The following is a 26664-nucleotide window of genomic DNA, read 5'->3' on the forward strand; positions in this document are numbered from 1 at the left end:
CAACTTCCTTTTTTATTAAGTTTACTTTTTTTGAGAATTGAGCTTCATCCTGACTTTCCCATCTTGACACATTTCTAATAAAGGGCATACTTCGCATCTTGGACTTCTAGCAGTACAATGATAGCGTCCAAAAAAGATGAGTGTGTGATGTGTTCTCACCCATAATTCTTTGGGAATTTTACGCATCAATGTTTCTTCTACTTCTAATACGGAAGCATCGAGTTTACAAATTCGTAGTCGTTTCGTTACCCTTTCCACATGCGTATCAACTGCGATGGCAGGAATACCAAAAGCATCCCCTAAAACAACATTTGCTGTTTTTCTGCCTACACCAGGTAATGAAATCAATTCCTCCCTTGTTCGTGGAACTTTACCATCAAAACGTTCGATTAATTGCTGGGCACATGCCCGAATATTTTTGGCTTTGTTACGATAAAGACCAATTGTTTTGATCTTTGGAATAATTTCATCAATGGATGCAACAGCTAAAGATTGAGGTGTTGGAAAAGCATTGAATAGTGCAGGAGTAGCTTTATTCACTGACACATCAGTTGCTTGCGCACTTAATATGACAGCGATCAATAGTTCATAAGGATTCTGATGTATCAATTCTCCATGAGCTTCAGGAAACATTTTAAACATTTTCTCGATGGCTTCCATCGTTTTTTGTTTACCTAACATATCATTCCTCCAACCAATTTTTCAACGAAACTTTTGGTAATTCTTCTGGTTGCACATTCGTTGCTTCAACTTCTTTTTGTAGCAATTGCTGTTTGCGTCTTTTTTGCTCTTCTTCTACTTGTTGTTTCGTTTTTAAATTTTTACGCTCCCAAGACAATAAAATTCGATCGACATAATTAAAACTATAGGCTTGATTTAATACAGCTTCTCGTAGAGCCAATTTTAAAATTTCAGGTTGATAATGATCTTCTTCCAACCATTGCCCAATTCGTTGAAATTCAATCGCTGATAACGGCCGTCCAAATTCTTGTTCAAAGAGCTGATAAACAGATTGAACTTCTTTTTGTTGGCTTATTTCTTCTCGCTTTTCTTTTTGGCTTTCTAAAAAATCCCCTAACAGTTGATACATTGGGTATAAATTGTAACGATCGACTTTTTTCCCATCAACCGTCACCGTATCGATCTTTATAAAACCATTGCTAATCAACTGGTTTAAAATTTGATAAACTCGTTCTTGTTTTACGCCCATATTCGATGCAATAATCTGTAAATCTGGAAAATCATCACCTTCAAGTTGAGCCATATGAAGCTGTAAAATAAATAAAAATTCTTCAGAGCCTAGACCTAGGCGTCGATAGTTTTTTAGTAACAAATTGGATATGATTGTTTGTCCAGCTTTTAAATAATTTTCTAAATTCAACATGGTTTTTCCCTCACTTCCATTTCAGTATACGTAAAAAGCCAGCTTGAGGCAAGGCAACATTTCTGTCCTAATATTTTATATTTTTTAGTTCTTTTTATTTCTCTTTTTCACTTTTCGGAATAAATAAATCTATCTGACATTTTTTTTATCTAATTAAGTGCTCAGTGCAATAAAACAAAAAAAGGATTATCGTTTTGAGATAAGTCCCAAAATGGTAATCCTTTTTTACCTTCTCTTTATTTTTCTAGCAAACAGATTTTATAAAAACAGTAATCAAAAAGATTTTTTTGTTCTCTTAATTAGAAATTAGATGAGACAGAACGGCCAAAATCATTTGTCTTCTTCTGTTTGTAAAATGTAAGGTTCTCCTTCATAGGTGTATTCCGTATTGATCGTTCCGTCGTTTTCATCAGAATAGATTCTCCGACTAAACGGAAAACGATGAGAAATACCATCTTTTGCTTCTTCTGCGCTCATTGTATAGTAATCTTCTTGCGTTTCATTCAAGTGACTGATGACTTGATCAGCTAAAACATCCATATCTATATTTTCTTTTTTTGCGACATTTTTATAGTCTTTAAGAAAAACGGCTTGTTGAATAAAATATTCTTTTTCCATTTGCTTCCCCTTCTTCACTCAGTATAGGTATACACACGTTCCTATATTTATTTTGTCAGAAAAATCTTTCTGAGACAACTAATAACGTTTATAAGAAAATGGAAAATAAAAGTAGAGATAATTTCTTAGTGTTTAGTTTAAAGCCTACACAAATAACAATTCTATCCACATCCATTGTTTCTTTGACAACTAGTAACATATACAAAATCAAAAAACAAAAAATTTAGTTACCTTTGGATCGAAAGTAGCTTCTTTTTTTCTATTGTTTGTACTGTACTCTTTTCTTCATTTATTTTTTGTAACAAACCACTGAACTGCTGTTGATTACTTAATTGAGAAAATTTCCATTCAGCTAATATTTTATTTAGTTTTTCTTCTAGTTTCGGAGATTCTTCTGATGAAAAGACTCTAAAAATAGGATACGTGGTTTGGCTAATTTTGAATGCTTCTGGTGTTAGCGGATCTTCGACAAATTTCGTAGCAAAATCAACAGTTAATTCAAATTCAGAAAATGTTGGATGTTTAGAACAATTTATCTTTTCCATTTTTCGTTCAAGATAATATTTCCAAGCATGTTCTAACGCTTGATTATGTACCACGTTTTCTGTTTTAAAGGCATAGTGTAAATAATTATAAAATGCTTTAGCTTCCCCGATTTTTGGTTTTATAGATTTTTCTTTCGTTCTCATTTTCTTCAATTCCACATTCATCGTATGATTAAAAATGTTCACCTGACAATTAAATAGAGCCGTCTTTAAAGAACCCAATATCTCAATAACAGGACAGTTAGCTACCCCTTTATACTCATTCATTGTAAGATTCAAGTGTTCACGACCATATTTTCCTTCCCCTAGTTGATAAATGATTCGTGAGAGATTACACTGACTTTTTTTATGGTATTCAAATTTTGTATGGAAAAGAATATCACATAAAACATTCAAGTTTTCTTTCTTTATCTTTGAAAAAGCACCACATGAATGTTTGTCAGAACCCTTGCCTAATTTGTCTATCATTGTTACTACATAATGATCTGTTTGTTGATAAAGGATCAAACTGTATACATGGTCGTATTCTTTTGAGGTAATATACGCTGGGATAATCATAAAATTGGTTGGATCATCCTTCTTCATACTTTCAATCAGTTGTTGTAATTCTTTAGGACTGTTTGTGTGATAAAAATCAATGGTTCTTTTTAATGAAGAAATAATTTCTGGCTTTCTTGTTTTATCAATAAAAAACTCATTTTCATCCATTTCAATCATTTTTATCAGGGTTGAAAACAGCAATTGATAATTTTTCTTTCCTTCTTCGCCAACTACTCTAAAATTACCAGCATCGCCTAATCCTAATGCAAGTGCAAACATATGAAATTTACGATCAAAATCGTCCATTTTTTCCTCTCCTTTTAATCGATTAATAGTTGGATTGTATCATGACAAAACCATTCGCTCGCACAATTTTTTCTTTTTACAGAAAAAGGAGTATACAAAAAAGAGTGGATTTCTCCACTCCTTAAAAAAGAATTGATCCGCATTTTTAATTATTTTACAATGTTACAGCGCATTTTATTGTGCTGTTTCAATCTCGCCTAAAGCAGCTTGAGCCAACAAGTTCAAGTAATTCCAAGGGCGATCAAAATGTGGTTGGAAGAAGAAATCAGAAAGTGCTAAATCTTCCACAGTCATTTTGTTTTGAACAGCTAGAGACATCGTATTAGCAGATTGTGTGATATCATATTTTGACATAAACTGTGCGCCTACAATACGATTCGTGCCTTTTTCATAAACTAGTTCCATCATTACTTTTTCAGTAGTTGGCATAAACTCTGGACGATAGTTGTCTTCAAAAACAGTGGCTTGTACATCTAAGTTATTCATCGGCGCACTTTCTTTCGTCACACCAGTTGAACCAATTGTCCAACCAAACAGATACAAACCTGAAGTACCTTGTGTTCCACGGTAGGCCATTTTATGCTTCGTTAAATTATTTCCTACTAATAAACCTTGACGTACCGCATTGGTTGCTAATGGAATATAATTTTGTGTGCCACTAGGATTATAGCTTACGACAGCAGAATCACCTGCAGCAAAAATATCTGGGTTGCTTGTTTGCATGTACTCATTAACTTTAATTGCGCCATTTGGCAAGGTATCTACTTTTCCTTCAACTAAAGTAGTATTTGGTCTAAACCCTACACAAAGAATGACTATATCTGCCTCAAATGTTTCTTTTGCTGTTGCTACTTGCTTCACTTTTCCATCTTCATCTGCAATAAACTCAGAAACATTTTCACCTAAAGCTAGCGTTACACCACGTTCAACTAGTTCTTTTTCTAACACATCTGTGAATGGTTTATCAAGATATTTATTTAAAATACGATCTAAACCATCAATCAATGTGACTTGTTTACCTGATTCAACAAATGCTTCAACTAATTCAATACCGATATAACCACCGCCTACGATTACCACACGTTTAGCATCTTTTGCTTGTGCAATAATTTCATTTGCTTGGTTGTAATTTTTGCATAGTAAAATATTTTTTGATTCAATTCCTTTAATTGGGGGAATGATCGGCCAAGAACCTGTTGTCATTACCAACTTGTCATAAGAAACTGTTTCAATTTCACCTGTTTTTAAATCTTTGGCAGTAACTTTTTTATTCTCGGTATCCACGTCAGTGACATCATGTTCCATTTTCACCGTTGCCCCTAAAGATTGAAGCTCTTCAGGATTAGAATAGAATAAGCCCGTTGGATCTTTTACTACCCCACCAACATACAATGCAATTCCACATGATAAAAAGGAGATATTATCATTGCGCTCGTAAACAGTCACATCTGCTTCTGGGTGATTTTTTAAGATACTTTTTACAGCTGCCGTACCTGCGTGCGTGCAACCAATTACTACAACTTTCATATGTGAATTCCTCCGATTAACAATTTGTCCTTCGACATGCTTCATTATAGCAAAAAGTAAAACGGATACAATAATGAAATGCTTGTGAATTCACAAAGAAGACTTTGTTGTTTTACACTCATTACCGAGCAAGAACAGTGATTTCACAGCTTTGTTTTTGTGAAAATAGTCACTTTTTTCCAGTCGTTTGTGAAAAAAAGAAAAAGCCAGCAACTTATTTTATAATTTCTCTCCAAAAAATAGATTTTTAGACTAATTTTGGGTACTTTATTCATTGCGCTAGCTTTTTCTCTATTTATTTTTTCTACTCATTTTAACCTACTGCTTTTTTTGACACTCAGCACATCGTCCATATAATTCTAAGCGATGTTCACTGACTTCAAATTCTGTTAAGCGACTAGCAGCCATTTCGATATCCTCTAACCCCGGATAATGAAAATCGACAATTTTACCGCAACTTTCGCATATTACATGATAGTGACGTTTTGAACTAAAATCAAATCGACTGGATGAATCCCCATATTTCATCTCTTGTACAAAGCCGATAGAAGTAAACAATCTCAAATTATTATAGACGGTTGCAACACTCATATTAGGAAAGCGATGCTCCAGAGCACGATAAATTTCGTCAGCAGTTGGATGTGAACGATGTTCGATTAAATACTCTAATACTGCATACCTCTGAGGTGTGATCCGAATATTTTCTTTTTTTAATTGTTCAATTGTTTCTTCTACCAATAGTTTATTCTCCATTTTTAACACCCCGCGTTGTTATTCTCGTCTTATCATACTATTTTTACTTTTTAAAATCTACTTTTCATGAAAAGAAATTTTAAATTAATCATAAAAATACAAAAAAAGAAGCAAATAAGAAGAAATTTTTTCCTTATCTTGCCTCTTTTTTCGTTTATTCATTTTAAAAATCGTTTTTTATTACTCTTTTTGTTCTTCTTGATATAAAGCAGTTGATAAATAACGTTCTCCATTATCCGGTACGATTGCCAATACCTTTTTGCCTTTACCTAAAAATTTGGCCTCTTCAAGAGCCGCAGCAATCGCCGCTCCAGAAGAAATTCCTACTAAAATCCCTTCTTCTTTCCCAACCATTCTAGCTGTTTCCATCGCTTGATCACCCGTAACAGAGACCACTTTGTCATAAACGGATGTATCCAATGTATCAGGTACAAAACCTGTACCAATTCCTTGGATTTTATGGGGGCCAGCTTCTTTTCCTTCTAAAATAGCAGATTCTGCCGGTTCAACCCCAATGATTTCAATTGCTGGGTAGACTCTTTTCAATTCTTTTCCAGCACCTGAAATTGTTCCACCAGTGCCGATACCTGCGACAAAAGCATCTAATCCATTGACACCAAATGCCTCTTGAATCTCATGACCGGTTGTCTTTTCATGAATAGATGGATTTGCTGGATTTTCAAATTGAAGCGGAAGAAAATAACCATGTTCTTTTGCCAAGCGTTTCGCTTCCTTAATTGATCCACTGATTCCTTCTGATCCAGGCGTTAAACGCAATTCAGCACCATACCCCTTCATAAGCAGGCGACGTTCGATACTCATCGTTTCAGGCATAACAATCATCACTTTATACCCTTTTGCTACCCCTACCATGGCTAATCCAATACCTGTATTTCCAGAAGTAGGTTCAATGATCGTATCCCCAGGTTTAAGAAGACCGTCATGCTCAGCTCTTTCGATCATACTTAAAGCAATGCGATCTTTTACACTTCCTCCTGGGTTAAAAAATTCTAATTTTACATAGACATCTGCTGAATCTTCGGGAACTAAATGATTCAGTTTAACAATTGGTGTTCTTCCAATCAATTCCGTAATAGAATGATAAATTTGTGTCATTTTCTATTCCTCCTCACTCTCTTCTTCTTAATGATAATACAACAAAGAAACTTCTGGCGAATGATTTGTTTTTTATGTAAAAAACAAATCATTTATTGCTCACTCTTTGCTTTTGAGTCATCATCCTCGTCAACTACCAGTCAGCTGAATCAAACACTTTCTAACGTTTGAAGTGGATATCTCTTAGAAAACAAGTACACGTAAATATTTTTTACTCACAGCAATTGTTCTCGTTTCCCAAGCAATCTCTTTCCTATCGTTCTTTGATGTGATTTAAGACAGATGAACGAAGCTATCGAGAAAAATGAAAAGAGGTCTACACCTAATTAATGGTTTTCGAATCACTCTCTATAAAAATAGCATTCACCATCCTTAATAGATATTGGACGATGAATGCTTGTTAAAATTAAATATTTAATTCTTGTCCCACCAATAAAGAATAGTTAGACATTGACATGCCATTTTTTGCCATCAAATCATCAACTGACATACCGAATTTTTGCGCGATATCCCATAAAGTATCACCTGATACTACTTTGTATGTCTGAGCGCTACTTGATGAGACAGACGTTGTTGTTGAAGTCGTTGTTGTTGAAGTCGTTGTCGTTGTACTCGTCGTTGTTGTAGTGGTTGATCCAGTTGAAGGTGTATCAAATCTAGTTAAATTATAAGTATTAATCAATGCATTCAATTTCGCACCATAACCAGGATCTGTCGCATAACGCCCTGTCAAATAGGCTGTAGCATCATAAAAACTTGTTGTGTTACTTTTCCAAACACCAGCATAATGATAGTCTCCAGTTGAAAAACTAGTAGAACGCAACACATTCGCATGATCTTGTAATGACTCCCAGTAAGAAGAATATTTACGGAATGGTTCATTCATCGTGACCCATTGACCATTAATATATTCTTTAGTAGCCATATAGACGACCTGTCCACCATAACTTCCTTTCACCCCGAACAAGTTATAATTCGGTGCACTTGCTAAACCAGAAGTACCATATGCACTTTCCAATAAAGCTTGAGCAATCATGACAGAAGCATATAAATCATTACTTGCAGCTACTTCAGAAGCCGCCCATCCGATTTGATTGATGAAAGCTTGAGGATCCGTTGTATTTTGTGTTGCTTGCTCGTCTGCACGAACATTTTGCGGTACTGCTGTAACCATCATGGGCCCAACTAAAAGAGTCGTCCCCATTAAAGGAGCAATCGCTTTTTTATTAATCACCATGGTTCTTTTATTCTTTTGGTGTCGGGCACTGCGGGTTTTCAGCTCTTGCATTCAAATTCCTCCTCAAAAAAATAAAAAGCTTTAAATAAAATTTTCTTCTTTAAACATTCTTAATCATTTAAATTATACTTATAATTTAAATGAAACTCAAATCAATCTTCACTATTTCTTTTTTTGTAAAGTTACTGTAATCTTAAAGAAACATTCGGTAACATTTGTTCGGTTGAACAAGACAATATAATATATATGAACAACTTGCCACTTAGCTAGGATATAATACGATTTTACGATTCGTTCAATATTGATTCTTGCATCATCAGATATTTCGTTATCAATTCCTTGTCTAAGATAGTTTGTGGCTAAAACAAGAAGAGATGAGAGAAGAAATACCGAATGCTGATTATAACACTGAGTAAAATAAAAATAAGCCTTCTATCAAAGGCTGTATCCTCTCCCTATAGAGTATGGGTGTCTTCTGCCTATTTTCGTTAAAATTTTAAAAAAAGAATAGCTGAAAACGATACTTTCAGCTATTCTTTTCTAATTTTTTATAACAAATAAAGCAACTTTTTTAATTTTATAATTGATTGAAGGTTGCTACGACATTTTCAACAGTGAAGCCAAATTCTTCGAGAATTTTGTTTCCAGGAGCAGAGGCACCAAAATGATCAATAGTGATCGTTGTTCCTTCTGTGCCCACATAGCGTTCCCAACCAAATGAAGCTGCGGCTTCAATTGCAACACGTTTCTTCACGTCTTTTGGTAAAACACTTTCTTTATATTCAGCAGATTGTTTTTCAAACAAATCAAAACTTGGCATTGATACCACGGAAACATCTTTACCAGCTTCTGCTAATTCTTTTTGAGCTTTGACTGCTAGATTGACTTCCGAACCTGTAGCAATCAAGATCCCTTCTGGTTTATCACCTTTAGCTGGTGATAAGACATAAGCACCTTTTTTCACCATTTCGTCCGCTACTTCTTTAGTGCTTGGTAGAACTGGTAAGTTTTGGCGGCTTAATACTAAAATTGTTGGTGTATCTGTAGATTCCATCGCAACTTTCCAAGCTGCACGCGTTTCATTTCCATCTGCCGGACGAATCACATGCACACCTGGCATACATCTTACAGAAGCTAATTGTTCAATCGGTTCATGTGTTGGACCATCTTCTCCGACAGCCACTGAATCATGCGTCAATACATAAATAACCGGAGTATTTTGAATGGCTGCTAAACGAACAGCAGGGCGTAAATAATCCACAAATACAAAGAATGTTCCTCCATAAATTCGTGTTCCTCCATGAAGTTGGATCCCGTTCATCGCTGCTGCCATTGCAAATTCACGTACACCAAACCAAATATTACGTCCTTCGTAATGTTCTGAAGTAAAATCTTTATCTGCGGCCACCATGGTATTATTCGAACCAGATAGATCAGCAGATCCGCCCCAGAAACTTGGAACAGCTTTAGATAATTCTTGAATCACTTCTTTACTTGAAACACGACTTGCTTGGCTGTCTCCTACTTCATAAGAAGGAAGCTCAGCATCCCAGTTAGCAGGTAGTTTTCCAGCAAATGCATCTTCAAATTGTTGGGCTAATTCTGGGTAAGCATGCTTATAATTACGGAACATTTCATTCCAAGTATTTTCTGCTTCTTGTCCCTCTTCGATCATGGTTTGACGGAATCGTTCAGCCACTTCATCAGGAACAGTGAAATCTGGGTATTCCCAACCATAAACTTCTTTTGCCATTTTAATGCCTTCATCGCCAATTGGTGCTCCGTGAACAGCAGATGTGCCTTCTTTAGGAGCGCCATAACCAATCACTGTTTTCACTTCAATCAATGTTGGTTTTTCTGTTTCGGCTTTTGCTGCTTCAATAGCTTTAGAAATCGCTTCTAAATCATTGCCGTCTTTAACTAAGATATGTTGCCAGCCATATGCCTCATAGCGCGCGCCAACATTTTCTGTAAATGCTTTTGAAGTTGGCCCATCCAAAGAAATATCATTTGAATCATATAAAACGATCAATTTTCCTAATTTCATGTGTCCAGCCATCGAACTAGCTTCTTGAGAAACACCTTCCATCAAGTCGCCATCGCCACAAATAGCGTACGTATGGTGGTCTACTACTTTAAAGCCTTCTTTATTATATGTCGCTGATAAATGTGCCTCTGCCATTGCCATTCCGACAGCCATAGCAATTCCTTGTCCAAGTGGTCCGGTCGTTGCTTCCACACCATCCGTATGGTTCACTTCAGGATGTCCAGGCGTCTTTGAATCCCATTGACGGAATTGTTTCAAGTCATCAATTGATACTTGATAGCCTGATAAATGTAACAAACTGTATAACATTGCTGATCCATGACCAGCTGATAAAACAAAACGGTCGCGGTCCACCCATTTTTTTGAAGTGGTTGGATTTACTTTCAAATGTTTCGTCCATAACGCATAAGCCATCGGTGCTGCGCCCATTGGAAGACCAGGATGTCCTGAATTTGCTTTTTGAACTGCTTCAATACTCAATGTACGGATTGTGTTAACGCCAAGTTGGTCAATTTTGTCAAACAAAATAACCCCTCCTATTATTTTAGGTTTTTTTTACCTTTATTTCTTACTTACTAAGTTTATTAGATACGTCAAGAAAAAGCAATGTTTTTTAGTACTTTTTACTCAAACTTATTTCCTCGACTGTGTAAGCCTTTTTTCTTTTGGATTTCTTTCAATTTATTTGGAGTGACATCGTTGCCTTTTGGATCTACAACTTTCATTCCTTCAATGTGGTGTCTCATCCCCGAACGAAAAGCGGTTAAATATTCTTCCCTTAACGTGAATTGTTCTTTTTCCTCTTTTTCCGTTAAGCCTTCTTTTTTCTTTTTTTGGGCAAGCTCGTTGATGCGTGCAATTTTTTCAGGTGATAACATAGTAGGACCTCCTTTTACTCTACTTCATATTATATAAAAAACAAAAAAAAAACAACTAGGTAAAATAATTTATATACGAACATTTGTTTGAAAGAAGTAATTTTATATGGTACTATTTATTTATTAATTGAAAGAAGGTGTACTCTGTGGCCCGACAAACTGAAACTAGACAAATTGAAGTCTTACGATATATTCATGAGCAAGTCTCTCAAAAAGGCTACCCACCAACTGTACGCGAGATCGGAGAAGCTGTTCAGCTTTCTTCCACCTCCACCGTCCATGGTCATCTGGCACGACTTGAAAAAAAAGGATTCATCCAACGAGACCCAACAAAACCGCGAGCAATTGAGTTAACTAAACAAGGATTAGCAAAGATTGGGATAAAACCTTCCACGATTCCGGTACTAGGAGTTGTTACTGCGGGAGAACCTATTTTAGCCGTTGAAGATGCGTCAGATTTCTTTCCTATCCCACCAAACCTTTCGTCGGAAGAAGGTAGTTTGTTCATGTTAACCATTCGTGGAGAAAGCATGATCAACGCTGGTATCTTGGATGGAGATAATGTGATCGTTCGTAAACAAGAGACGGCCCAAAACGGAGATATCGTTATTGCAATGACGGCAGAAGATGAAGCGACTTGTAAACGATTCTATAAAGAAAAAAATCATTTTCGTTTACAACCCGAAAATGACCTGCTTGAGCCTATCATTTTAGATCAAGTATCGATTTTAGGTCGTGTTGTCGGCTTATATCGTAGCCACATCTATTAGCAACAATTCAAATTAATCGTTAGAAATTCACTCTAATTTATTAGATGTTTAAAAGGCTGAAACATTTTTGTTTCAGCCTTTTAAGGCTTCTACAAAATAAAAAGTAGTCTATTCAAAAATCATTTATTTATATCGAGGTGATGATAGAGGCGCTTTGTTTCAAAGCGTAAGAAGGTATCTCCATCGATCTATTATAATTCTTCGCGTTTTCTGAACCACAAGCCTCATCTACAAATGAAAACGTGAATAGTCTTTTTATTTCGAAGCTGACAATCTGATGTCTCTTCCACATTCCATCTCATCGTTTTTTTCTCAATACAACGCCATTTATCCTGCCATCGTCAGAAGATCCGTTAATGTTTTGACAGAAGATCATTTATAAGAAGTTTGGAATATGGATGATTTTTTCTCTTTTTTCAAAATTTATCTTTTTTTGATTTCCCTCTTTACAAAACGAACAAAAGTTCGTATACTATTGGTACGAACTTTTGTTCGCATAAAATAATGAGGTGAGAAATCATGAAATCAATGAGACGTCTTGGCTTAGTATTAATGGTATTATTTTTAGGTATTATTATTGGTAATTTTGGCATTCGACCAGCGTTGTTAGTATTTGTTCCGTTGTTTGCTTTATGGTTTATGTTATGGGATGAGAAAAAATACCGTCAGTCTGAAAGACGTCGGATTCATGAAGATGCTTTTTATCGCGATCCCTACTATCATTCCAGGCACTCCTAAATATTACCAACAAGCCAATTGCAAGAAAGAAGAATCGAACTAGACAAAACTTAGTTCTCAAAAACATTCATACAGTCATTCATTTTTTAATAAAAGCTAATCATGTAACAAATGATTTCACAATTGTTACATGATTAGCTTTTTGATCTGACTTGCTATCAATTCTTACTACTTGTTTTTTATGATTCACTGTTAACAAAAATAGAACAATGGTCAAAAGCTTACATCTGCGACAATAAGCCCGAACAGAGAAAAAACAACTTTTCATGTTTTCTCTATTCGGGCTTATTGCTTGAGGCAGTTAGCCTTTTCACAACTTATCCTTTTCTTTATGCAACCAGTTTAATACTCCATCAATGTGATCATGTCATAACCTTCGATTTTTTCACGACCATCTAAGTCTGTTAGTTCGATCAAGAATGCACAACCAACCACGATCCCACCTAGTTCTTCCACTAAATCAATCGTTGCTTTAATTGTGCCGCCTGTAGCTAATAGATCATCACAGATCAACACCCGTTGTCCCGGTTGAATGGCATCTTTATGAAGGGTCAATGTATCTGTTCCATATTCTAGTCCGTAAGTCACTTCAATCGTTTCACGAGGTAACTTTCCTTTTTTACGTACTGGAGCAAATCCTACGCCTAACTCATAAGCGACTGGGCAACCCACAATAAAGCCGCGAGCTTCTGGTCCTACTACTATATCAATTCGTTTCTCTTTTGCATAGTTAACGATTTGTTTCGTTGCTTCTCTATAAGCATCTCCATCTGCCATAAGTGGCGAAATATCACGAAAAATAATTCCTTCTGATGGGTAATCGGGAATACTTGCAATATATTTTTTTAAATCCACTATTTGTTTCCTCCTAGGTTGTTAACCTTTTTTTAATAGAGGAAATATCACTCAATAGCAAAAATTCCTCTACTTTAATTTTTTTTATTCGTTGCTGATAACGTTCACTATCCATTAAAGGATGACTTTTAGGATTAGCAACTTTTTGTAAAACGCCATCTTCTATTGTAACAAATTTCAGTTCAAAAAACACCTGAATCATAAAAATTAGTAATTTTTGAGGTATTTTCAAATACTGAGAAATAGCCTCCAATTTGTAGCGAATATCTATTTTTTCGTGTGAATGGATTAATTTAAACAATTTTGCATATTGTTCTCTTGAACCAGCACCATTCAAATAAGCTTCTTCATAAGAAATGCCTAATAAATACATTCGATCGAACGTTCCGATTTTTAGGATTTCTTTTAAAATAGCTAGGTCATCTGGACTATCAACAATCAATAGCGACTGATAATCATGGGTGTTGATGAGACGTTCAATTTGTGTCATGTCTTCAAATACCACAATATGCTCTTCGTCCATTCCCCTTATCTCTTTTATTGAACGTTTATCAAATGCAAGATAAAGCGTCCTTTGGTCAATCGTCGTCATGGTGCGATAGCGTTTGGAACGCCAATTGAAAATTTGAAATCCATCTACTACAAAATCAGAAATCATTAATTGTGGTTTCTTGCGACCATTCCATTCATTGATTGACAATTTCCCAACAATGTCAACAGGGTTATTTAGCCATTCATTTTCTTGATCACCAAAGCCAAACGCTACGGCATCCAAAGAATGAGAAGCTTCGACTAGCGTTAACTTTAAATGTTGTTGATTCGCTCCGATTTTTTTAACATTTTCAGCAAATAATTGGCGGAACAAGAAGGTCGGAACGGCATTATCGGTCCCGTACGGCGCTAATAACTTTAATTCTTCAATTAAATCAACGGTCACCTCTTTTGGTGTAAGAACCTCGTCAATGAATAACGAAGCCCCTTTCGTCAAATCAATCTTTTTTTCAAGTACATAACGGTTCATACGCGTTTGTAGTGCATCAATATTTTCTTTAGGCATCGTTAAACCTATAGCCGCATGATGACCACCGAAAAAAGTAAATAAATCTCTCATCGTATCTAGCATTTCATAGAGATTTAAAGCATCAACACTGCGCCCTGATCCTTTCGCCGTACCGTCTTCTTTAATGGCTAAAATAATTGTTGGTTTTCCTGTTTGATTCATGATCTTGCCAGCGACGATTCCTAAGACTCCTTCATGCCAACTAGGGTCTGCAAGTAGATGAATGGCATTTGTTTCATCAATCATTGTCAATGCTTCTTGTGTGATTTTCTCAACGACTGATTTTCTTTCTTCATTGATAAGCGTTAGTTGTTTCGCATGACTAATCGCTTTTGTTTCGTCAAAAGTGGCTAACATCTCCACTGCCGGATTTGGGTCTCCCATACGTCCAATTGCATTTAGCCTTGGCGCAATCGAAAAACCAATCATCATTTCATCTACTTCTTGTAATGTTAACCCACTTTCAGTAAATAAAGCTTGTAAACCAATACGCTCAGAATGTTTGATCGTTTCTAATCCAAGAGCCACAAGGGTACGATTTTCTCCTGTCATTGAAACCAAGTCCGCAATCGTTCCAATGGCCACTAAATCTAAAAATTCCGCCGGTGGTTCTTCTAACAAAGCTGTAGCTACTTTAAAAGCAACACCCACTCCTGCTAGATCCGGAAAGGGATAATTCCCTTTAGGATGACGAGGATGCACAATTGCATAAGCTTCTGGCAACAAATCTGGTAGTTCATGGTGATCAGTAATAATCACATCCACCCCTACTTTTTGCGCATAAGCAACGGCTTCATTCCCAGCAACACCATTGTCGACTGTAATAATTAATTGGCTACCTGCTTCGATTTTTTCTTGATAAACGGTTTTATTTGGCCCATATCCATGGATGAACCGATTAGGTAAGAAAGTCTCCACGTTAGCGCCTAACAGTTCAAGTGTTTCTTTCATGACCGTCGTACTAGTAATACCATCTGCATCATAGTCACCATAAACTAAGATTTTTTCTCCATTAATTACCGCATGTTGAATACGCGTAATCGCTTTATCCATATCATGCATCAGATAGGGATCGTGTAATTCTTGTTTTTTGGGATTTAGAAATTTCTGTAGTTCTTCTTCTTTTTGATAGCCTCGTTGCCAAAGTAATTTGCCAATAAAAGGCGATAAATTGCATTGCTGTACAATTTGAAGAAATGTTTCAGACGGTTCTGATTCACTTAACTTCCAGTTATAATTTGCTTGTCTCACATGCTCACCCCTAACCTAGTCATTATAGCAAAGGAAAAGTTTAAAAAAAAGATGGAAGTTCATAGAAAAAACACAAAAATTACCCTCAAAAAGTTAACGATTGGTTTAACTTTTAGCGGGCAATCGGCAATCATTAAATGATTTATTTCTTTAGCTTTATACAAATACGAATCTCATTTAGAGAAACAACAACTATTTCACTTAAGTGTTAAATCGCTCTGGGCAGACAGTACTAATCAAAGTAATTGTAACTTTGTTTGGCAGAGATTCCATTTGTATCAGGAGATGTTTGCGTTTGTTGTGATTGTTTCTTTGTTGCTTGAATTTCTGCTTGGTAAGCAGCTTCTAGTTCTGCTCGTTCATTACGAAATTCGCGTTGTTGTTCCTCTTTGGCTTCAGCTATTTTTTGGTCGAGATTATTTTTACTCTCTGTTAAATCTCGTGTCAATTGTTTAATTTGTTTTTTTTGCTGCCAGAGAGCGGTAGAGGTTGTAACAAAAACGATTAAAGCTCCAATAATCGCAGACCCAATAATGACTAAAATTAACGGTGCAGAAAAAGAAGCAATACCAAAACTCACAGGCACATTTTTGTTATTCAGAACCGCAAATAAGACGATAATCAACACCAGTAAGAAACCGATAATCACACTACTTTGTTTTTTCATTTGTTTTCACCTACTTTTTATTAAAAATACCACTTGCAAGGTAATCACCAAGAGAAGGAAAAAGCGTATAAAATTTTGCAGCTATTTCAAGAAGTACTGGTCGATTCACTTCACGCTTGGGATATTTCATGCTTCTCACAATTGTTTTTGCTAATTTTTCAGGTTCCAAAACAAGTTGGCTCACCTTTTCTAAGTAGTTACCACTTGGATCAGCTTTATCAAAAAAATCTGTGGCAATTGGTCCAGGATTAACAGTTGTGACAGCCACACCAAGAGGTTTTAATTCTAATCGTAGTGCATTGGAAAAACCTAAAACTGCAAATTTTGTCGCTGAGTAAATAGTTGACTTTGCTGTAGCCATTTTCCCAGCCATTGATGCGATATTAATAATATGCCCATGTCTTCTTTCAGCCATATCAATCGCAAATTTCTGTGTCAATACCATCATCCCAAGTACATTTACCTCGAACATGTCATAAGCTTTGGCTAAATCGAAACTTAAGAAATCTTCAAAAATACCAAAACCAGCATTATTCACTAAGATGTCTACACGTCCGATTTCTTGCATCACTCTTTCATATAACTCATCCACACTGTCAGGATCACTTACATCTACTAAAAAGGCATACGCTTTTCTTCCACTTAATCTTTGACATTCTTCTTTGACTTCATTGATCAATGACTCTCGTCTAGCACAAGCAACAACTATTGCGCCTTCTTTAGCTGCTTCATAGCAAATTTGTGCACCCAATCCACCAGAACTGCCCGTAACTAATACAACTTTATCTTCTAAATTCAATTTTTTTCCTCCTCGTGAAATGGAATATCAAATGTATCAAAGTCTTTCATAATTTTCGTATTTGGAAAGATTTCTTTTGCTTCTTCTTCTAATTCCAAAGCTGTTTTCCCTAAATATCTGGCACTGATATGAGTCAGTAAAAGCTGTTTTGTACCAGCTTCTTTTGCTACTTCTGCCGCTTGATAAGTGGTTGAGTGGAAATAGTCTTTCGCCATCTTTGCTTCATTTTTATTAAACGTACTTTCATGCACAAGAACATCACTATTTTTAGCTAAAACAACAGAATTATTTGTCTTTCTTGTGTCTCCTAAAATCGTGACGATACGTCCTTTTTTATCGGGACCAACAAACTTCTTCCCATCAATCACTGTGCAATCCTCTAATTGAATCGTTGCCCCATTTTTTAATTTCCCATACAATGGACCGGCTGGGATATTTAATTCTCGCAACTTTTCTACCTGCAATTCGCCTTTATGATCATGTTCGACTACACGAAAGCCAAAGCTATCAATCCCATGATCTAATTTCTTGGTATAGACAGAAAAATCTTGATCTTTAAAAATCGGCTGTTCTTCATTTAATTCTATAAATTTCAGCTGATAACCTAAGCGTGTTTGGGAAACAGCTAAAGAGGTTTTAATAAATGTTTCAATTCCTTTTGGTCCGTATATTTCTAGTGGCGTATTTCCACCTTGAAATGAACGACTACTAAGCAGACCCGGCAACCCAAAAATATGGTCTCCGTGCAAATGAGTAATAAAAATCTTTTCAATCTTTCGCGGGCGAATATTCGTGCGTAAAATTTGCATTTGCGTTCCTTCTCCACAGTCGAATAGCCAAACCTCATTTCTTTCGTCTAATAATTTTAATGCAATACTTGTTACATTTCTATGTTTTGCAGGAACCCCTGCACCTGTTCCTAAAAATTGTAGTTCCATAATTTACCTGACTTTCTTTATACTCACTATTAATTTTATGGTAAAACCTATGGATAATCAACCGAAATCAAAAATGCTTTGCCATTCGATTGTCAATTGTCATAGTCCAAAAAAAGAAAAACGCTTGTTGACCATGCGTTTTTCTTTTTTGATCTTTTGTTCCTCTTAGTTAATCATTGAGGATGTTTGTCGTTCCAAGTTTTTTGAGCTGTTTCTTTTGCTTGTTTTTCCACTTCTTTGGCATCTTGGACATCTTTTTCCACTTCGTCATAGTCTAAGCGAGTAATTTCACCACCGAGCTCCATCATCACTAATTGGTTTAATGGACGATTGTCTTCTTCTTCAGCGATCAGAATCAAGCCAGTTGCGCCTTCACCAATTTTATTTCCTACAAAATCAAATACCGTTTGTGCATCTTGTATTTCTTTTGCATCCTGCGTAGCACCAATCATTCCCCCAGCGAACCAGCCTAAAAGAATACCTAAAGGACCACCAAGGACACCAACTAGCATACCGATCAACCCACCTTTTGATGACTTATTATTGCCAGTAAAGTCCAAAAAGTCTTCTATTTTAAATTGATGGGTGCCATTTGTTTCGTGGCTAATTACAGCCATTTGTTCACCTTTTAGCGCACGTGTTGCATGTAATTTTTTTATTTCAGAAAATGCTTGATAAGCTTGACTTTCTACAGGAAAGTTCAGTATAATCACTCGTTTGCTCACATCACCACTCCTTTGTTCATTTTCTTCATTTTACCTTCTATTCCAAAAAAACAAAAGGGATAACCCTTCAAAAAATAACAAAACAACTATTAGGTAAAGCAATGAATACTTCTTCACCATTGGATCATCCATTCATAACTAAAGTCCAAAAATTATTTAGTGAAAACCCTAGCGAAAATGGAATTTTTGCTCGCATCGGTTTCTTTTATTGGTTATATGATTCTCGTCGTTTTATTGATTGTTGATTTGTTTTAAATTCAAAAAGAACTTTTTGTGAAAAAGTCTATAACCAATTATTTTTTAATAGATAATTTGAGGATCACAAAAAAACGTTCAAAACAAATTTTACTGTTTTGAACGTTTTTTTAGCACTTAACAGATAGAATACTATTTTCTGATAAATGATTATTCGACAAACTCGAACTCAAATTCACCGATTCTTACTAAATCGCCGTCTTTTGCACCACGAGCACGTAATGCTTCGTCAACACCCATTCCTCTTAGTTGACGAGCAAAGCGCATGACTGTTTCATCATGATCAAAGTTTGTCATTTGGAATAGTTTTTCAATTTTTTCACCTGATAAAATCCAAGTCGCATCAGAATCACGGTCAATTTTAAATTCAGGGCCTTCTGGATTAAATCCATATTGGACCGTTTCTTCTTCGATTTCTTCATCGTATAACGGAAATTCTGGGGTAACGTCTAATAGATCCGCTGTTGCATTTAATAATGGATCAATCCCTTTTCTAGTCACACCTGAAATTGGAAAAACAGGAATGTCATCGGCGAATTCATCTTCTTTTTCTTTCTTTAATTGTTCTTTGAATTTTTTTAGATTTTCTTCCGCTTGTGGCATATCCATCTTATTGGCTACAATGATTTGCGGACGTTCTAACAAGCGGAGATTGTAAGAAGACAACTCATGATTGATTGCTACATAATCTTCATAAGGGTCTCTACCTTCCATCCCACTCATATCAATCACATGTAAAATAACACGTGTACGCTCAATATGTCGCAAAAATTGCGTTCCTAATCCAACACCTTGTGAAGCTCCTTCAATCAAGCCTGGTAAGTCTGCTGCAGCAAAACTTCGACCATCACTGGTTGTGACCATCCCAAGATTTGGAACAAGTGTGGTAAAATGATACGCACCAATTTTAGGGCGAGCAGATGAAATAACAGAAAGTAATGTTGATTTCCCAACAGATGGAAACCCAACTAACCCTACGTCTGCTAAAACTTTTAATTCTAATTCAATTTTTCTTTCTTGACCTGGTTCGCCGTTTTCAGCAATTTCAGGGGCTGGATTACGCGGAGAAGCAAAACGGATGTTGCCTCGTCCGCCACGCCCTCCTTTAGCGACAATCAGCGTTTGACCATTTTCAATCAAATCACCTAATAAAGCGCCTGTTTCAGCATCACGGACAGTCGTTCCTTGAGGGACTTTGACATACGTATCTTCTGAACCACGACCGTGCATTCCCTTACTCATCCCGTTTTCCCCTGGTTGAGCCTTAAAATGACGGTTGAAACGAAAATCCATTAAGGTACGTAATCCTTCATCAACGATTAAAATGACGTCACCACCACGCCCACCGTCTCCTCCAGCAGGTCCTCCATCTGGGACATATTTTTCTCTTCGAAAAGCGACCATTCCGTCGCCACCTTTACCGGCTTTCACATCGATCGTTACTTGATCTAAAAACATGGACATCTTTAAGTCCTCCTAATTTATCATTATCTAATATTCATTCTTTGACTGCCTGAATTTCCACAATAAACAAAAGTCCTATTTATTTTAGCGGTCAAAAGCTATTTTGTCCATCTTTTCAACTAAAATTCCCTTCTTTTTTATTCTCTCTTTCCCCTATGTCAAAAATTAAACGAGCCATCTTTTTCATGACTTTCATTTTTTATGAACACTTTTCTTTTGTAAGTATCTTTTTTTGACAAATTTATGAAACAGTAGAAAAATGACATTATATTAACCAAGGATGCAAGCTTGCACCCTCAATATTGCTAAAGGAGGAACTTTGATTATGACAGTAAAAGTTGGTATTAACGGATTGGGACGTATTGGACGTCTAGCATTTCGTCGTATTAAAGAGGTATCAGATGACATCGAAGTAGTAGCAATCAACGATTTAACAAGTCCTACGATGTTAGCACAATTATTACAATTTGATTCTACACATGGCACATACCCAGGGACAATTACTGCTACAGAAGACTCCATCGTAGTAGATGGTGAAGAAACTCGTGTTTATGCTGAACCAGATGCAAGTAAAATTCCATGGGTAAAAGAAAATGGTGTGGATATTGTCCTTGAATGTACAGGTTTTTACACGTCAGAAGAAAAAGCACAAGCGCATTTGAATGCTGGCGTGAAACGAGTGGTTATCTCTGCCCCAGCTGGAGCAATGAAAACAATTGTCTATAACGTCAATGATGATACATTGGATGCGGACGATAAGATTATTTCAGCTGGCTCTTGTACAACTAACTGCTTAGCACCAATGGCCTATTTTTTAAACAATGAATTTGGTATCGAAGTAGGAACGATGACTACGGTTCATGCGTATACTTCCACACAAATGTTGTTAGATGGTCCTGTAAAAGGTGGCAATTTGCGTGCTGCTCGTTCTGCTGCTGATAATACCATCCCTCATTCAACTGGTGCGGCTAAAGCAATTGGACTTGTTATTCCTGAATTACAAGGAAAATTACAAGGACATGCTCAACGTGTCCCAGTAGTAGATGGTTCATTGACAGAACTAGTGGCTATTTTAAAAACAAAAGTCACTGCTGAACAAGTCAACGAAGCAATCAAGAAACACACAGTGGACAATCCATCCTTTGGTTATGATGACCGTCAAATCGTCTCTGGCGATGTGATCGGTACGACGCAAGGTTCTATTTTTGATCCAACACAAACCGAAGTAACGACGGCTGGTGATTTCCAATTAGTTAAAACCGTTGCTTGGTACGATAACGAATACGGCTTTACTTGCCAAATGATTCGTTTATTAGAAAAATTTGCCAATCTCTAACATAACGACTAATTAAAAAAGAAGAACTTAGACAGCTTGCCCTCTTGATGAGTCCATTCATGAAGAGGCAAGCTGTCTTTTTACATTTTGTTAGTTTTCACCTAGAGAATAGAGAATTTTAGTATCTTTCCTGATCATACATTTTCCGCTGTTGACTTCTTTCTAACGGTTTGTATCGCGGATGATCTCTTTTTTCAAAAGAATCAGGATAATTGTTTCTAAGAGTCCTTTCATTTTTAATATGCCCAGCAATATTTGGTTGACCAGCTTTTTTTAGCGACTCGCAATCGCCTAAGTAAACATAATGACCTAATTGATGGGTACTAGTAAAAATAGCAAATTTGATTGCCTCGGGAAAATGATGCAAGTCCTTCCCAACTGATTCTACCTTTCTTTGCTCAATAGCATATTCCGTTACTTTTCCAGAATCTCTAGTAATCATGGATAAAAGACGTTGCAGACCAAAACTTCCTTGTGTCTTTAAATAATCTTTTACTTTCAATATATTGGCTAGTTTTCCACGATTTAGTATGGATACTTCAAACTCATGAACATATGGGATTTTCCCATTTACTTGAGTCAATTTTTGATAGTAACCGGTAGGATCAACAAATGAAATCAAAAAATCTCCTGATTCTTTTTTTCTAATCACGCATCCTATTTCTTGTTTTTCTAAATCGTTTCCTTCTTTTTGATGTATACCTATTAAATGCGAAGTAACGAGAAAAGATGTTTTACTGCCAGGAACTAGTAAATCTAACTGTTTAGCAACCGAGGCCTCTCCTTGAAATATTTTTTTGCTATTTTCAAGAGATTGAATAATCGGTTTTATTTCCTTCGGCAAAACAAGGCCATTGGAAAGTGACAAATGCTTTACTGCATCTTCTAATAATTCTACTTCTTTTTTCTCATTCGAATCCAGTGTCATCCCTTGACCCACACGCTCTTCTTCTTTTTTTATGGGCTGAGCATGTTCTGGTGCTGTTTCTAATTCTTTTTCTAATTCGTTTAAGTTCTTCTGCCATTTTTTTAACAACAAATCTTCTTGATTTGCTTTACTATGTACACGATTCATGGAATCAATGATCGTTTCTGGATATTGAAGAGTTCTTATTCTATAAACAGCCGCTTCATGAAATTCGTTCATCCATTTTTTTTCATCCCCTAAATGTATGCCTAAAAATTGATGTTGCTCTTGCGTATTTTGTCGACAAGCAAATAAGATCATAGGAGAAAATTGGGGAATCAAGAATTGATGTTGTTTTAAATGAATACCATCATCTTGAATTTTCTGTTTAGGTGTTTGAGCTCGACTAATCACCCCCAATTTTTCATCTAAACTGGTTTCATGAGCCAGGTCAAAATGAATGAGACTTCCTAAAATAGCAGCTAATTCTTTTTTTCTAGTTTCATCAATCAAAAATTCCTGCAACGAACCGTTTTCGATATTCATAAGTTTCACTACGTATTGATCTTTTTGCTTTTCAATATAACTGCCTAATAAATTTGCAAATGCTAGTTTTTTCCCTAAAAGCCCTTCTACTGTGTTAGTAGCGAGGGATTTTTCTTCTTCATTTAAAGGGATAGATGCAAGGTGAGGGAAAATTAAAAAATGGTTCTTCTCACTTTTTAAATCTGAGAGCATTTCCTCTATTCTTTGGTTGTTATTGAGGGCATAACCACTATTTTGAATAGAGTTTCTAAAATCATAGATATATTGTTTGTCCTCCAATTCATTTGCTTCTTTCTTCGGATCAAAAACAAGACTCCAAGTTTCTAGATATTCTCTAAACATAACATGAAGGGTATTTAAATTGGGGATTTCGCGAATATCTCCTACTTGTAGATCAAAAAACTGTTCATACATCTTAAAATTACCAAACTTATCCAATTTGATTACTTCAGGTAATTGTACTTTTTTTGAAGGTAAAAATCTTTTGAAGATTGACTGATTGGACATTTCATCTTCATTTATGATTACTTGTGCTAATTTTGAATCCGGTAGTTGATTTATTTGTGGCGTTTCTTTAACCATGTTCATTACTTCCTTTCTTCGCTAGTGATCTGCGTAAAAAATAATTTTATCTTCCATTTTCTTAGCTAAAATTTCTATGTTTTTATCATTAATCATTGCAGTTGATTGATCAACACTCTTACTGGCATATTCATCTCATAAAATTCGCTAATGATTGCGCTTTCTTTTCGTTACACTACATACTTGTTCTATAATTTACAAAACATTTAATACCAGGATGTTATTTTATTGAGTTAGTATTGCAATTGTTCCTTTTACTTCATGTCATGTTTCTAATTTTGTACAATCTTATATGTATAACGGTAGCCAGCTCTATTATATAAAAAGAGCTAGCTACCAGAAGTTGTTAAGCAACATTTTGTCGCTATTGCTTAACTAATCCACGTATTTTGCTAAAAAGCCTTTTAACACTGATTGATATTTTTCAGGATCTTCTGTGTAGGCTTTCGCATGTTCTGCTCCTTTGACCACGTACTTTTCTTTTGGTCCTTTTGTTGCATGATATACTTTATCTAACATATCATACGGAACAAATGTATCGGTATCGCCATGAATAAACAACATCGGTCTTTTATTTTTTTCTAGTTGTTTGACTGCACTAGCTTCACCAAAAAAGTACCCCGCTCGAATTTTTGTGATTAAACTTGTTACTTGTATGAGCGGAAAAGAGGGAAGACGAAACATGTCCTTTAATTGATAAGCTAGTTCTTCGTTAACAGAAGAATAGCCACAATCTTCAATAATGGCTTTTACATTCTCTGGCAATGACTCGCCACTTGTCATCATGACCGTAGCAGCCCCCATACTTACCCCATAAAGAACAATTTTTTGAGAAGAGCCATTTTCTGCTAAGATTTTATCCACCCATTGGACATAATCTTTACGTTCTGGCCATCCAAAACCAATATAGTTTCCTTCGCTATTTCCGTGACCACGTGCATCTGGAACTAACACATTGTATCCTAGATCGTGGAACAGCTTTGCATAATTTGCCATCGTTTCAGCGTTTCCCATATAACCATGCGCAACGATCACCGTTTTGTCACTTTTCTTTTCTGCTGGAAGATAAATTGCAGATAATTTTAAGTTATCAGTCGAAGTCAGTTGCCAATTCGTCCGATTCTCTTTATGATTAAACCATTTTGACGCTTCTGTGTCTTTTGGTGTTTGTGATGTTCCAGGTGTATCACTTTCTAAAAAATCTTTTTCTGATGGTACAACTGCGTAATTGTAAAAATAATTTCCTGCAAATATTAGAGCGACTACAATGACTAAAATAATTCCGATAACAATCTTGATCCAAAGTTTCATTTTTTTCCTTCCTTACTACTCAATTCTACTAATATTGAATAAGTATAAACAAAGAATTAGGACGATGCAATCCTCAAAAAAGATAATTACAGGTGCAATGTTCGAAAAAAAAATAAAATCATTTTTCGATTATCAACTTTATCTCTAGAGGTAATCCTTGCCAACTTTTCAGTATTAAATTGAAAAAATAATAACAGACAGGTACCACTTTAAAACACAAAGCAAAAACTGCGACCACAACACTGATGAAGTAAAACCAGCGCCGTACCCGCAGTTCAATAATTAATACTTTCCCCTTTTTTATAAAAATCAAAGGTCAAGATTCACTTATATGATGGACTATTTTTTGTTTTCAGTTAATTTAAAGATTGACCAAGGTTTTAAGAAATCCAATAAAAATAATTCATCGTCTGAAATGCGTCCAACCACATTTACGCGACCATCGTTTTTCATTTCTCGTAAAGCAATTTGTGTCTCACCTTTGTATTGATCGTAACCGACGTTATCAATCAAAACATCACCACGTTTCATATCCCGTGTATTGTGAGCTGGAAATGGTTTATCTTTATAGTAGATACGAGTCATGGTGGAACGCAGAATATATTCCGAGCGATCGCCACGATAACCATGAAGATTATCGAATAAACAAATCCGCTCGTCTTCTGTAATATCGGCTTCCACATCTACTTTTAGTGTAGGATACGCTGCATGAAAAGCCTCTGACATCGCTTTTAATTCTTCTTCACTGGCATAAGCATTGCCAATTGAAATATCATCAATCAAACCAGTCAACATAAAGTGTTTGACTTGGGTGGCGATATCTAATTCACGATGATCTTCTAAAGTACACAAGCCATCTTGCGTTGGCCATGGACCGAAATCAGCTGTTTGTGAATTCACAAAAGCCATGGTGTTTAGATTATATTTTCTAAATTTTTTCGAACAGTAAACAAAATGATCGTAACTTAAACCAGAGTATCGATGAGGATAAAAATTATGCGAACCTAACAAATTATCCGTATTAGGCGAATAGCTCATGATATTGTCTACATAGCTTGTTCCAGAGCTCATATTAATCTCAATTTTTATACCATATGGGTTACGAGTCATTTTCGCTTCTTCTGCTCCAGTAAAACCAATATCTAAGCGTATCCCATAGGCACCCATTTTATGGAAAAAGGACAGATCGTCATATGAAATTTCCAACTGTTCAAATAAAGCTGGATTAATGTCTACCATGACTTCCATACCTAGTTGGTTAGCATATTCTACTACTTTGGTAAATTCAGATAGAACCTTCTCTTTATCATCTTCTATTTGTAATAAACTTGTAAATACGCGTTTAAACCCGTATTTTTGTGCTAAATCTAAATAAGCTTTATCCTTTTTAAATGTTGAACGTTCTGGATAAATTGAAACACCTAATTTTCCCATGAATGAAATCCTCCTGTGCCTTCTATTTTGTATCCACTTACATTATAACAAAAGCGCTTTAAATGGTCTACACCT

23 protein-coding genes are annotated in these 26664 nt (G+C 35.8%); 3 read left to right on the forward strand and 20 right to left on the reverse strand.

The features are described from left to right. Positions 1 to 21: 21 nt before the first annotated feature. From nth to EVI01_RS00790, 10 genes are all read right to left on the reverse strand, one after another. Entirely contained in the window at positions 22 to 681 is a 660-nt protein-coding gene (gene nth, locus EVI01_RS00745) for an endonuclease III (protein ID WP_010751052.1), read from the reverse strand. 1 nt (position 682) lies between these two features. Beyond that, a complete protein-coding gene (locus EVI01_RS00750) occupies positions 683 to 1384 on the reverse strand; it encodes a DnaD domain protein (RefSeq protein WP_010751053.1) in 702 nt (233 codons plus the stop codon). Between the two features lie 330 nt (positions 1385 to 1714). Continuing rightward, positions 1715 to 2002 (reverse strand): DUF5960 family protein, encoded by a 288-nt coding sequence (locus EVI01_RS00755; RefSeq protein WP_010751054.1) that lies wholly within the window; start codon positions 2000 to 2002, stop codon positions 1715 to 1717. A gap of 227 nt (positions 2003 to 2229) precedes the next feature. Further along, a complete protein-coding gene (locus EVI01_RS00760) occupies positions 2230 to 3393 on the reverse strand; it encodes a hypothetical protein (RefSeq protein ID WP_010751055.1) in 1164 nt (387 codons plus the stop codon). A 174-nt stretch (positions 3394 to 3567) separates the two neighbouring features. Next, the gene (locus EVI01_RS00765; protein WP_010751056.1) at positions 3568 to 4920 is read right to left on the reverse strand and encodes an NADH oxidase; all 1353 of its coding nucleotides are present in this window, start codon (positions 4918 to 4920) and stop codon (positions 3568 to 3570) included. A gap of 318 nt (positions 4921 to 5238) precedes the next feature. After that, the gene (locus EVI01_RS00770; protein ID WP_025480644.1) at positions 5239 to 5673 is read right to left on the reverse strand and encodes a Fur family transcriptional regulator; all 435 of its coding nucleotides are present in this window, start codon (positions 5671 to 5673) and stop codon (positions 5239 to 5241) included. 180 nt (positions 5674 to 5853) lie between these two features. Continuing rightward, positions 5854 to 6789 carry a cysteine synthase A gene (cysK, locus tag EVI01_RS00775; protein WP_010751058.1) on the reverse strand — a complete coding sequence of 312 codons (936 nt, stop codon included), beginning with the start codon at positions 6787 to 6789 and terminating at the stop codon, positions 5854 to 5856. 406 nt (positions 6790 to 7195) lie between these two features. Then, positions 7196 to 8077, reverse strand: coding sequence for a glucosaminidase domain-containing protein (locus tag EVI01_RS00780; RefSeq protein ID WP_010751059.1), 882 nt, complete (start codon positions 8075 to 8077; stop codon positions 7196 to 7198). A 526-nt stretch (positions 8078 to 8603) separates the two neighbouring features. Continuing rightward, positions 8604 to 10598 carry a transketolase gene (gene tkt, locus EVI01_RS00785; RefSeq protein WP_010751060.1) on the reverse strand — a complete coding sequence of 665 codons (1995 nt, stop codon included), beginning with the start codon at positions 10596 to 10598 and terminating at the stop codon, positions 8604 to 8606. Positions 10599 to 10696: 98 nt separating this feature from the next. Further along, on the reverse strand, positions 10697 to 10951 hold the full coding sequence (locus EVI01_RS00790; protein WP_010751061.1) for a DUF896 family protein: 255 nt from the start codon (positions 10949 to 10951) through the stop codon (positions 10697 to 10699). 146 nt (positions 10952 to 11097) lie between these two features. Between EVI01_RS00790 and lexA the strand changes: the two genes are divergently transcribed. Both lexA and EVI01_RS00800 read left to right on the forward strand, forming a co-directional pair. Continuing rightward, on the forward strand, positions 11098 to 11721 hold the full coding sequence (gene lexA / locus EVI01_RS00795) for a transcriptional repressor LexA (protein WP_010751062.1): 624 nt from the start codon (positions 11098 to 11100) through the stop codon (positions 11719 to 11721). Positions 11722 to 12240: 519 nt separating this feature from the next. Beyond that, entirely contained in the window at positions 12241 to 12459 is a 219-nt protein-coding gene (locus EVI01_RS00800; RefSeq protein ID WP_010751063.1) for a hypothetical protein, read from the forward strand. Positions 12460 to 12801: 342 nt separating this feature from the next. On the opposite strand, the gene EVI01_RS00805 is transcribed toward EVI01_RS00800, so the two are convergent. The 7 genes from EVI01_RS00805 to obgE form a co-directional block, all read right to left on the reverse strand. After that, positions 12802 to 13314, reverse strand: a complete 513-nt coding sequence (locus tag EVI01_RS00805; RefSeq protein WP_010751064.1) for an adenine phosphoribosyltransferase — start codon at positions 13312 to 13314, stop codon at positions 12802 to 12804. 13 nt (positions 13315 to 13327) lie between these two features. After that, positions 13328 to 15625: a single-stranded-DNA-specific exonuclease RecJ gene (gene recJ / locus EVI01_RS00810; protein WP_010751065.1), complete on the reverse strand. Its 2298-nt coding sequence runs from the start codon at positions 15623 to 15625 to the stop codon at positions 13328 to 13330. A gap of 232 nt (positions 15626 to 15857) precedes the next feature. Then, a complete protein-coding gene (locus tag EVI01_RS00815) occupies positions 15858 to 16292 on the reverse strand; it encodes a LapA family protein (protein ID WP_010751066.1) in 435 nt (144 codons plus the stop codon). 10 nt (positions 16293 to 16302) lie between these two features. Then, positions 16303 to 17091, reverse strand: a complete 789-nt coding sequence (locus EVI01_RS00820; RefSeq protein ID WP_010751067.1) for an SDR family NAD(P)-dependent oxidoreductase — start codon at positions 17089 to 17091, stop codon at positions 16303 to 16305. Further along, positions 17088 to 18029 carry a ribonuclease Z gene (gene rnz / locus EVI01_RS00825; protein WP_010751068.1) on the reverse strand — a complete coding sequence of 314 codons (942 nt, stop codon included), beginning with the start codon at positions 18027 to 18029 and terminating at the stop codon, positions 17088 to 17090. Before rnz ends, EVI01_RS00820 begins: the two co-directional genes overlap by 4 nt. Before the next feature lie 173 nt (positions 18030 to 18202). After that, a complete protein-coding gene (locus tag EVI01_RS00830) occupies positions 18203 to 18754 on the reverse strand; it encodes a hypothetical protein (RefSeq protein WP_010751069.1) in 552 nt (183 codons plus the stop codon). Between the two features lie 405 nt (positions 18755 to 19159). Continuing rightward, positions 19160 to 20473: a GTPase ObgE gene (gene obgE / locus EVI01_RS00835; RefSeq protein ID WP_010751071.1), complete on the reverse strand. Its 1314-nt coding sequence runs from the start codon at positions 20471 to 20473 to the stop codon at positions 19160 to 19162. Between the two features lie 325 nt (positions 20474 to 20798). On the opposite strand from obgE, the gene gap reads away from it, so the two are divergent. After that, positions 20799 to 21809: a type I glyceraldehyde-3-phosphate dehydrogenase gene (gene gap, locus EVI01_RS00840; RefSeq protein ID WP_010751072.1), complete on the forward strand. Its 1011-nt coding sequence runs from the start codon at positions 20799 to 20801 to the stop codon at positions 21807 to 21809. A gap of 118 nt (positions 21810 to 21927) precedes the next feature. On the opposite strand, the gene EVI01_RS00845 is transcribed toward gap, so the two are convergent. The 3 genes from EVI01_RS00845 to EVI01_RS00855 form a co-directional block, all read right to left on the reverse strand. Continuing rightward, entirely contained in the window at positions 21928 to 23844 is a 1917-nt protein-coding gene (locus tag EVI01_RS00845) for a hypothetical protein (RefSeq protein ID WP_010751073.1), read from the reverse strand. A gap of 375 nt (positions 23845 to 24219) precedes the next feature. Continuing rightward, entirely contained in the window at positions 24220 to 25155 is a 936-nt protein-coding gene (locus tag EVI01_RS00850) for an alpha/beta hydrolase (protein WP_010751074.1), read from the reverse strand. Positions 25156 to 25494: 339 nt separating this feature from the next. After that, on the reverse strand, positions 25495 to 26589 hold the full coding sequence (locus tag EVI01_RS00855) for a DUF871 domain-containing protein (RefSeq protein ID WP_010751075.1): 1095 nt from the start codon (positions 26587 to 26589) through the stop codon (positions 25495 to 25497). Between the last annotated feature and the right edge of the window lie 75 nt (positions 26590 to 26664).

It is taken from the genome of Enterococcus villorum (assembly GCF_007990225.1).
GTDB lineage: Bacteria > Bacillota > Bacilli > Lactobacillales > Enterococcaceae > Enterococcus_B > Enterococcus_B villorum.

Coding starts and splice junctions, on each gene's coding strand:
- nth (WP_010751052.1), bottom strand. CDS start 681: ATGTTAGGTAAACAAAAAACGATGGAAGCCATCGAGAAAATGTTTAAA.
- EVI01_RS00750 (WP_010751053.1), bottom strand. CDS start 1,384: ATGTTGAATTTAGAAAATTATTTAAAAGCTGGACAAACAATCATATCC.
- EVI01_RS00755 (WP_010751054.1), bottom strand. CDS start 2,002: ATGGAAAAAGAATATTTTATTCAACAAGCCGTTTTTCTTAAAGACTAT.
- EVI01_RS00760 (WP_010751055.1), bottom strand. CDS start 3,393: ATGGACGATTTTGATCGTAAATTTCATATGTTTGCACTTGCATTAGGA.
- EVI01_RS00765 (WP_010751056.1), bottom strand. CDS start 4,920: ATGAAAGTTGTAGTAATTGGTTGCACGCACGCAGGTACGGCAGCTGTA.
- EVI01_RS00770 (WP_025480644.1), bottom strand. CDS start 5,673: ATGGAGAATAAACTATTGGTAGAAGAAACAATTGAACAATTAAAAAAA.
- cysK (WP_010751058.1), bottom strand. CDS start 6,789: ATGACACAAATTTATCATTCTATTACGGAATTGATTGGAAGAACACCA.
- EVI01_RS00780 (WP_010751059.1), bottom strand. CDS start 8,077: ATGCAAGAGCTGAAAACCCGCAGTGCCCGACACCAAAAGAATAAAAGA.
- EVI01_RS00790 (WP_010751061.1), bottom strand. CDS start 10,951: ATGTTATCACCTGAAAAAATTGCACGCATCAACGAGCTTGCCCAAAAA.
- EVI01_RS00800 (WP_010751063.1), top strand. CDS start 12,241: ATGAAATCAATGAGACGTCTTGGCTTAGTATTAATGGTATTATTTTTA.
- EVI01_RS00815 (WP_010751066.1), bottom strand. CDS start 16,292: ATGAAAAAACAAAGTAGTGTGATTATCGGTTTCTTACTGGTGTTGATT.
- rnz (WP_010751068.1), bottom strand. CDS start 18,029: ATGGAACTACAATTTTTAGGAACAGGTGCAGGGGTTCCTGCAAAACAT.
- obgE (WP_010751071.1), bottom strand. CDS start 20,473: ATGTCCATGTTTTTAGATCAAGTAACGATCGATGTGAAAGCCGGTAAA.
- gap (WP_010751072.1), top strand. CDS start 20,799: ATGACAGTAAAAGTTGGTATTAACGGATTGGGACGTATTGGACGTCTA.
- EVI01_RS00845 (WP_010751073.1), bottom strand. CDS start 23,844: ATGGTTAAAGAAACGCCACAAATAAATCAACTACCGGATTCAAAATTA.
- EVI01_RS00850 (WP_010751074.1), bottom strand. CDS start 25,155: ATGAAACTTTGGATCAAGATTGTTATCGGAATTATTTTAGTCATTGTA.
- EVI01_RS00855 (WP_010751075.1), bottom strand. CDS start 26,589: ATGGGAAAATTAGGTGTTTCAATTTATCCAGAACGTTCAACATTTAAA.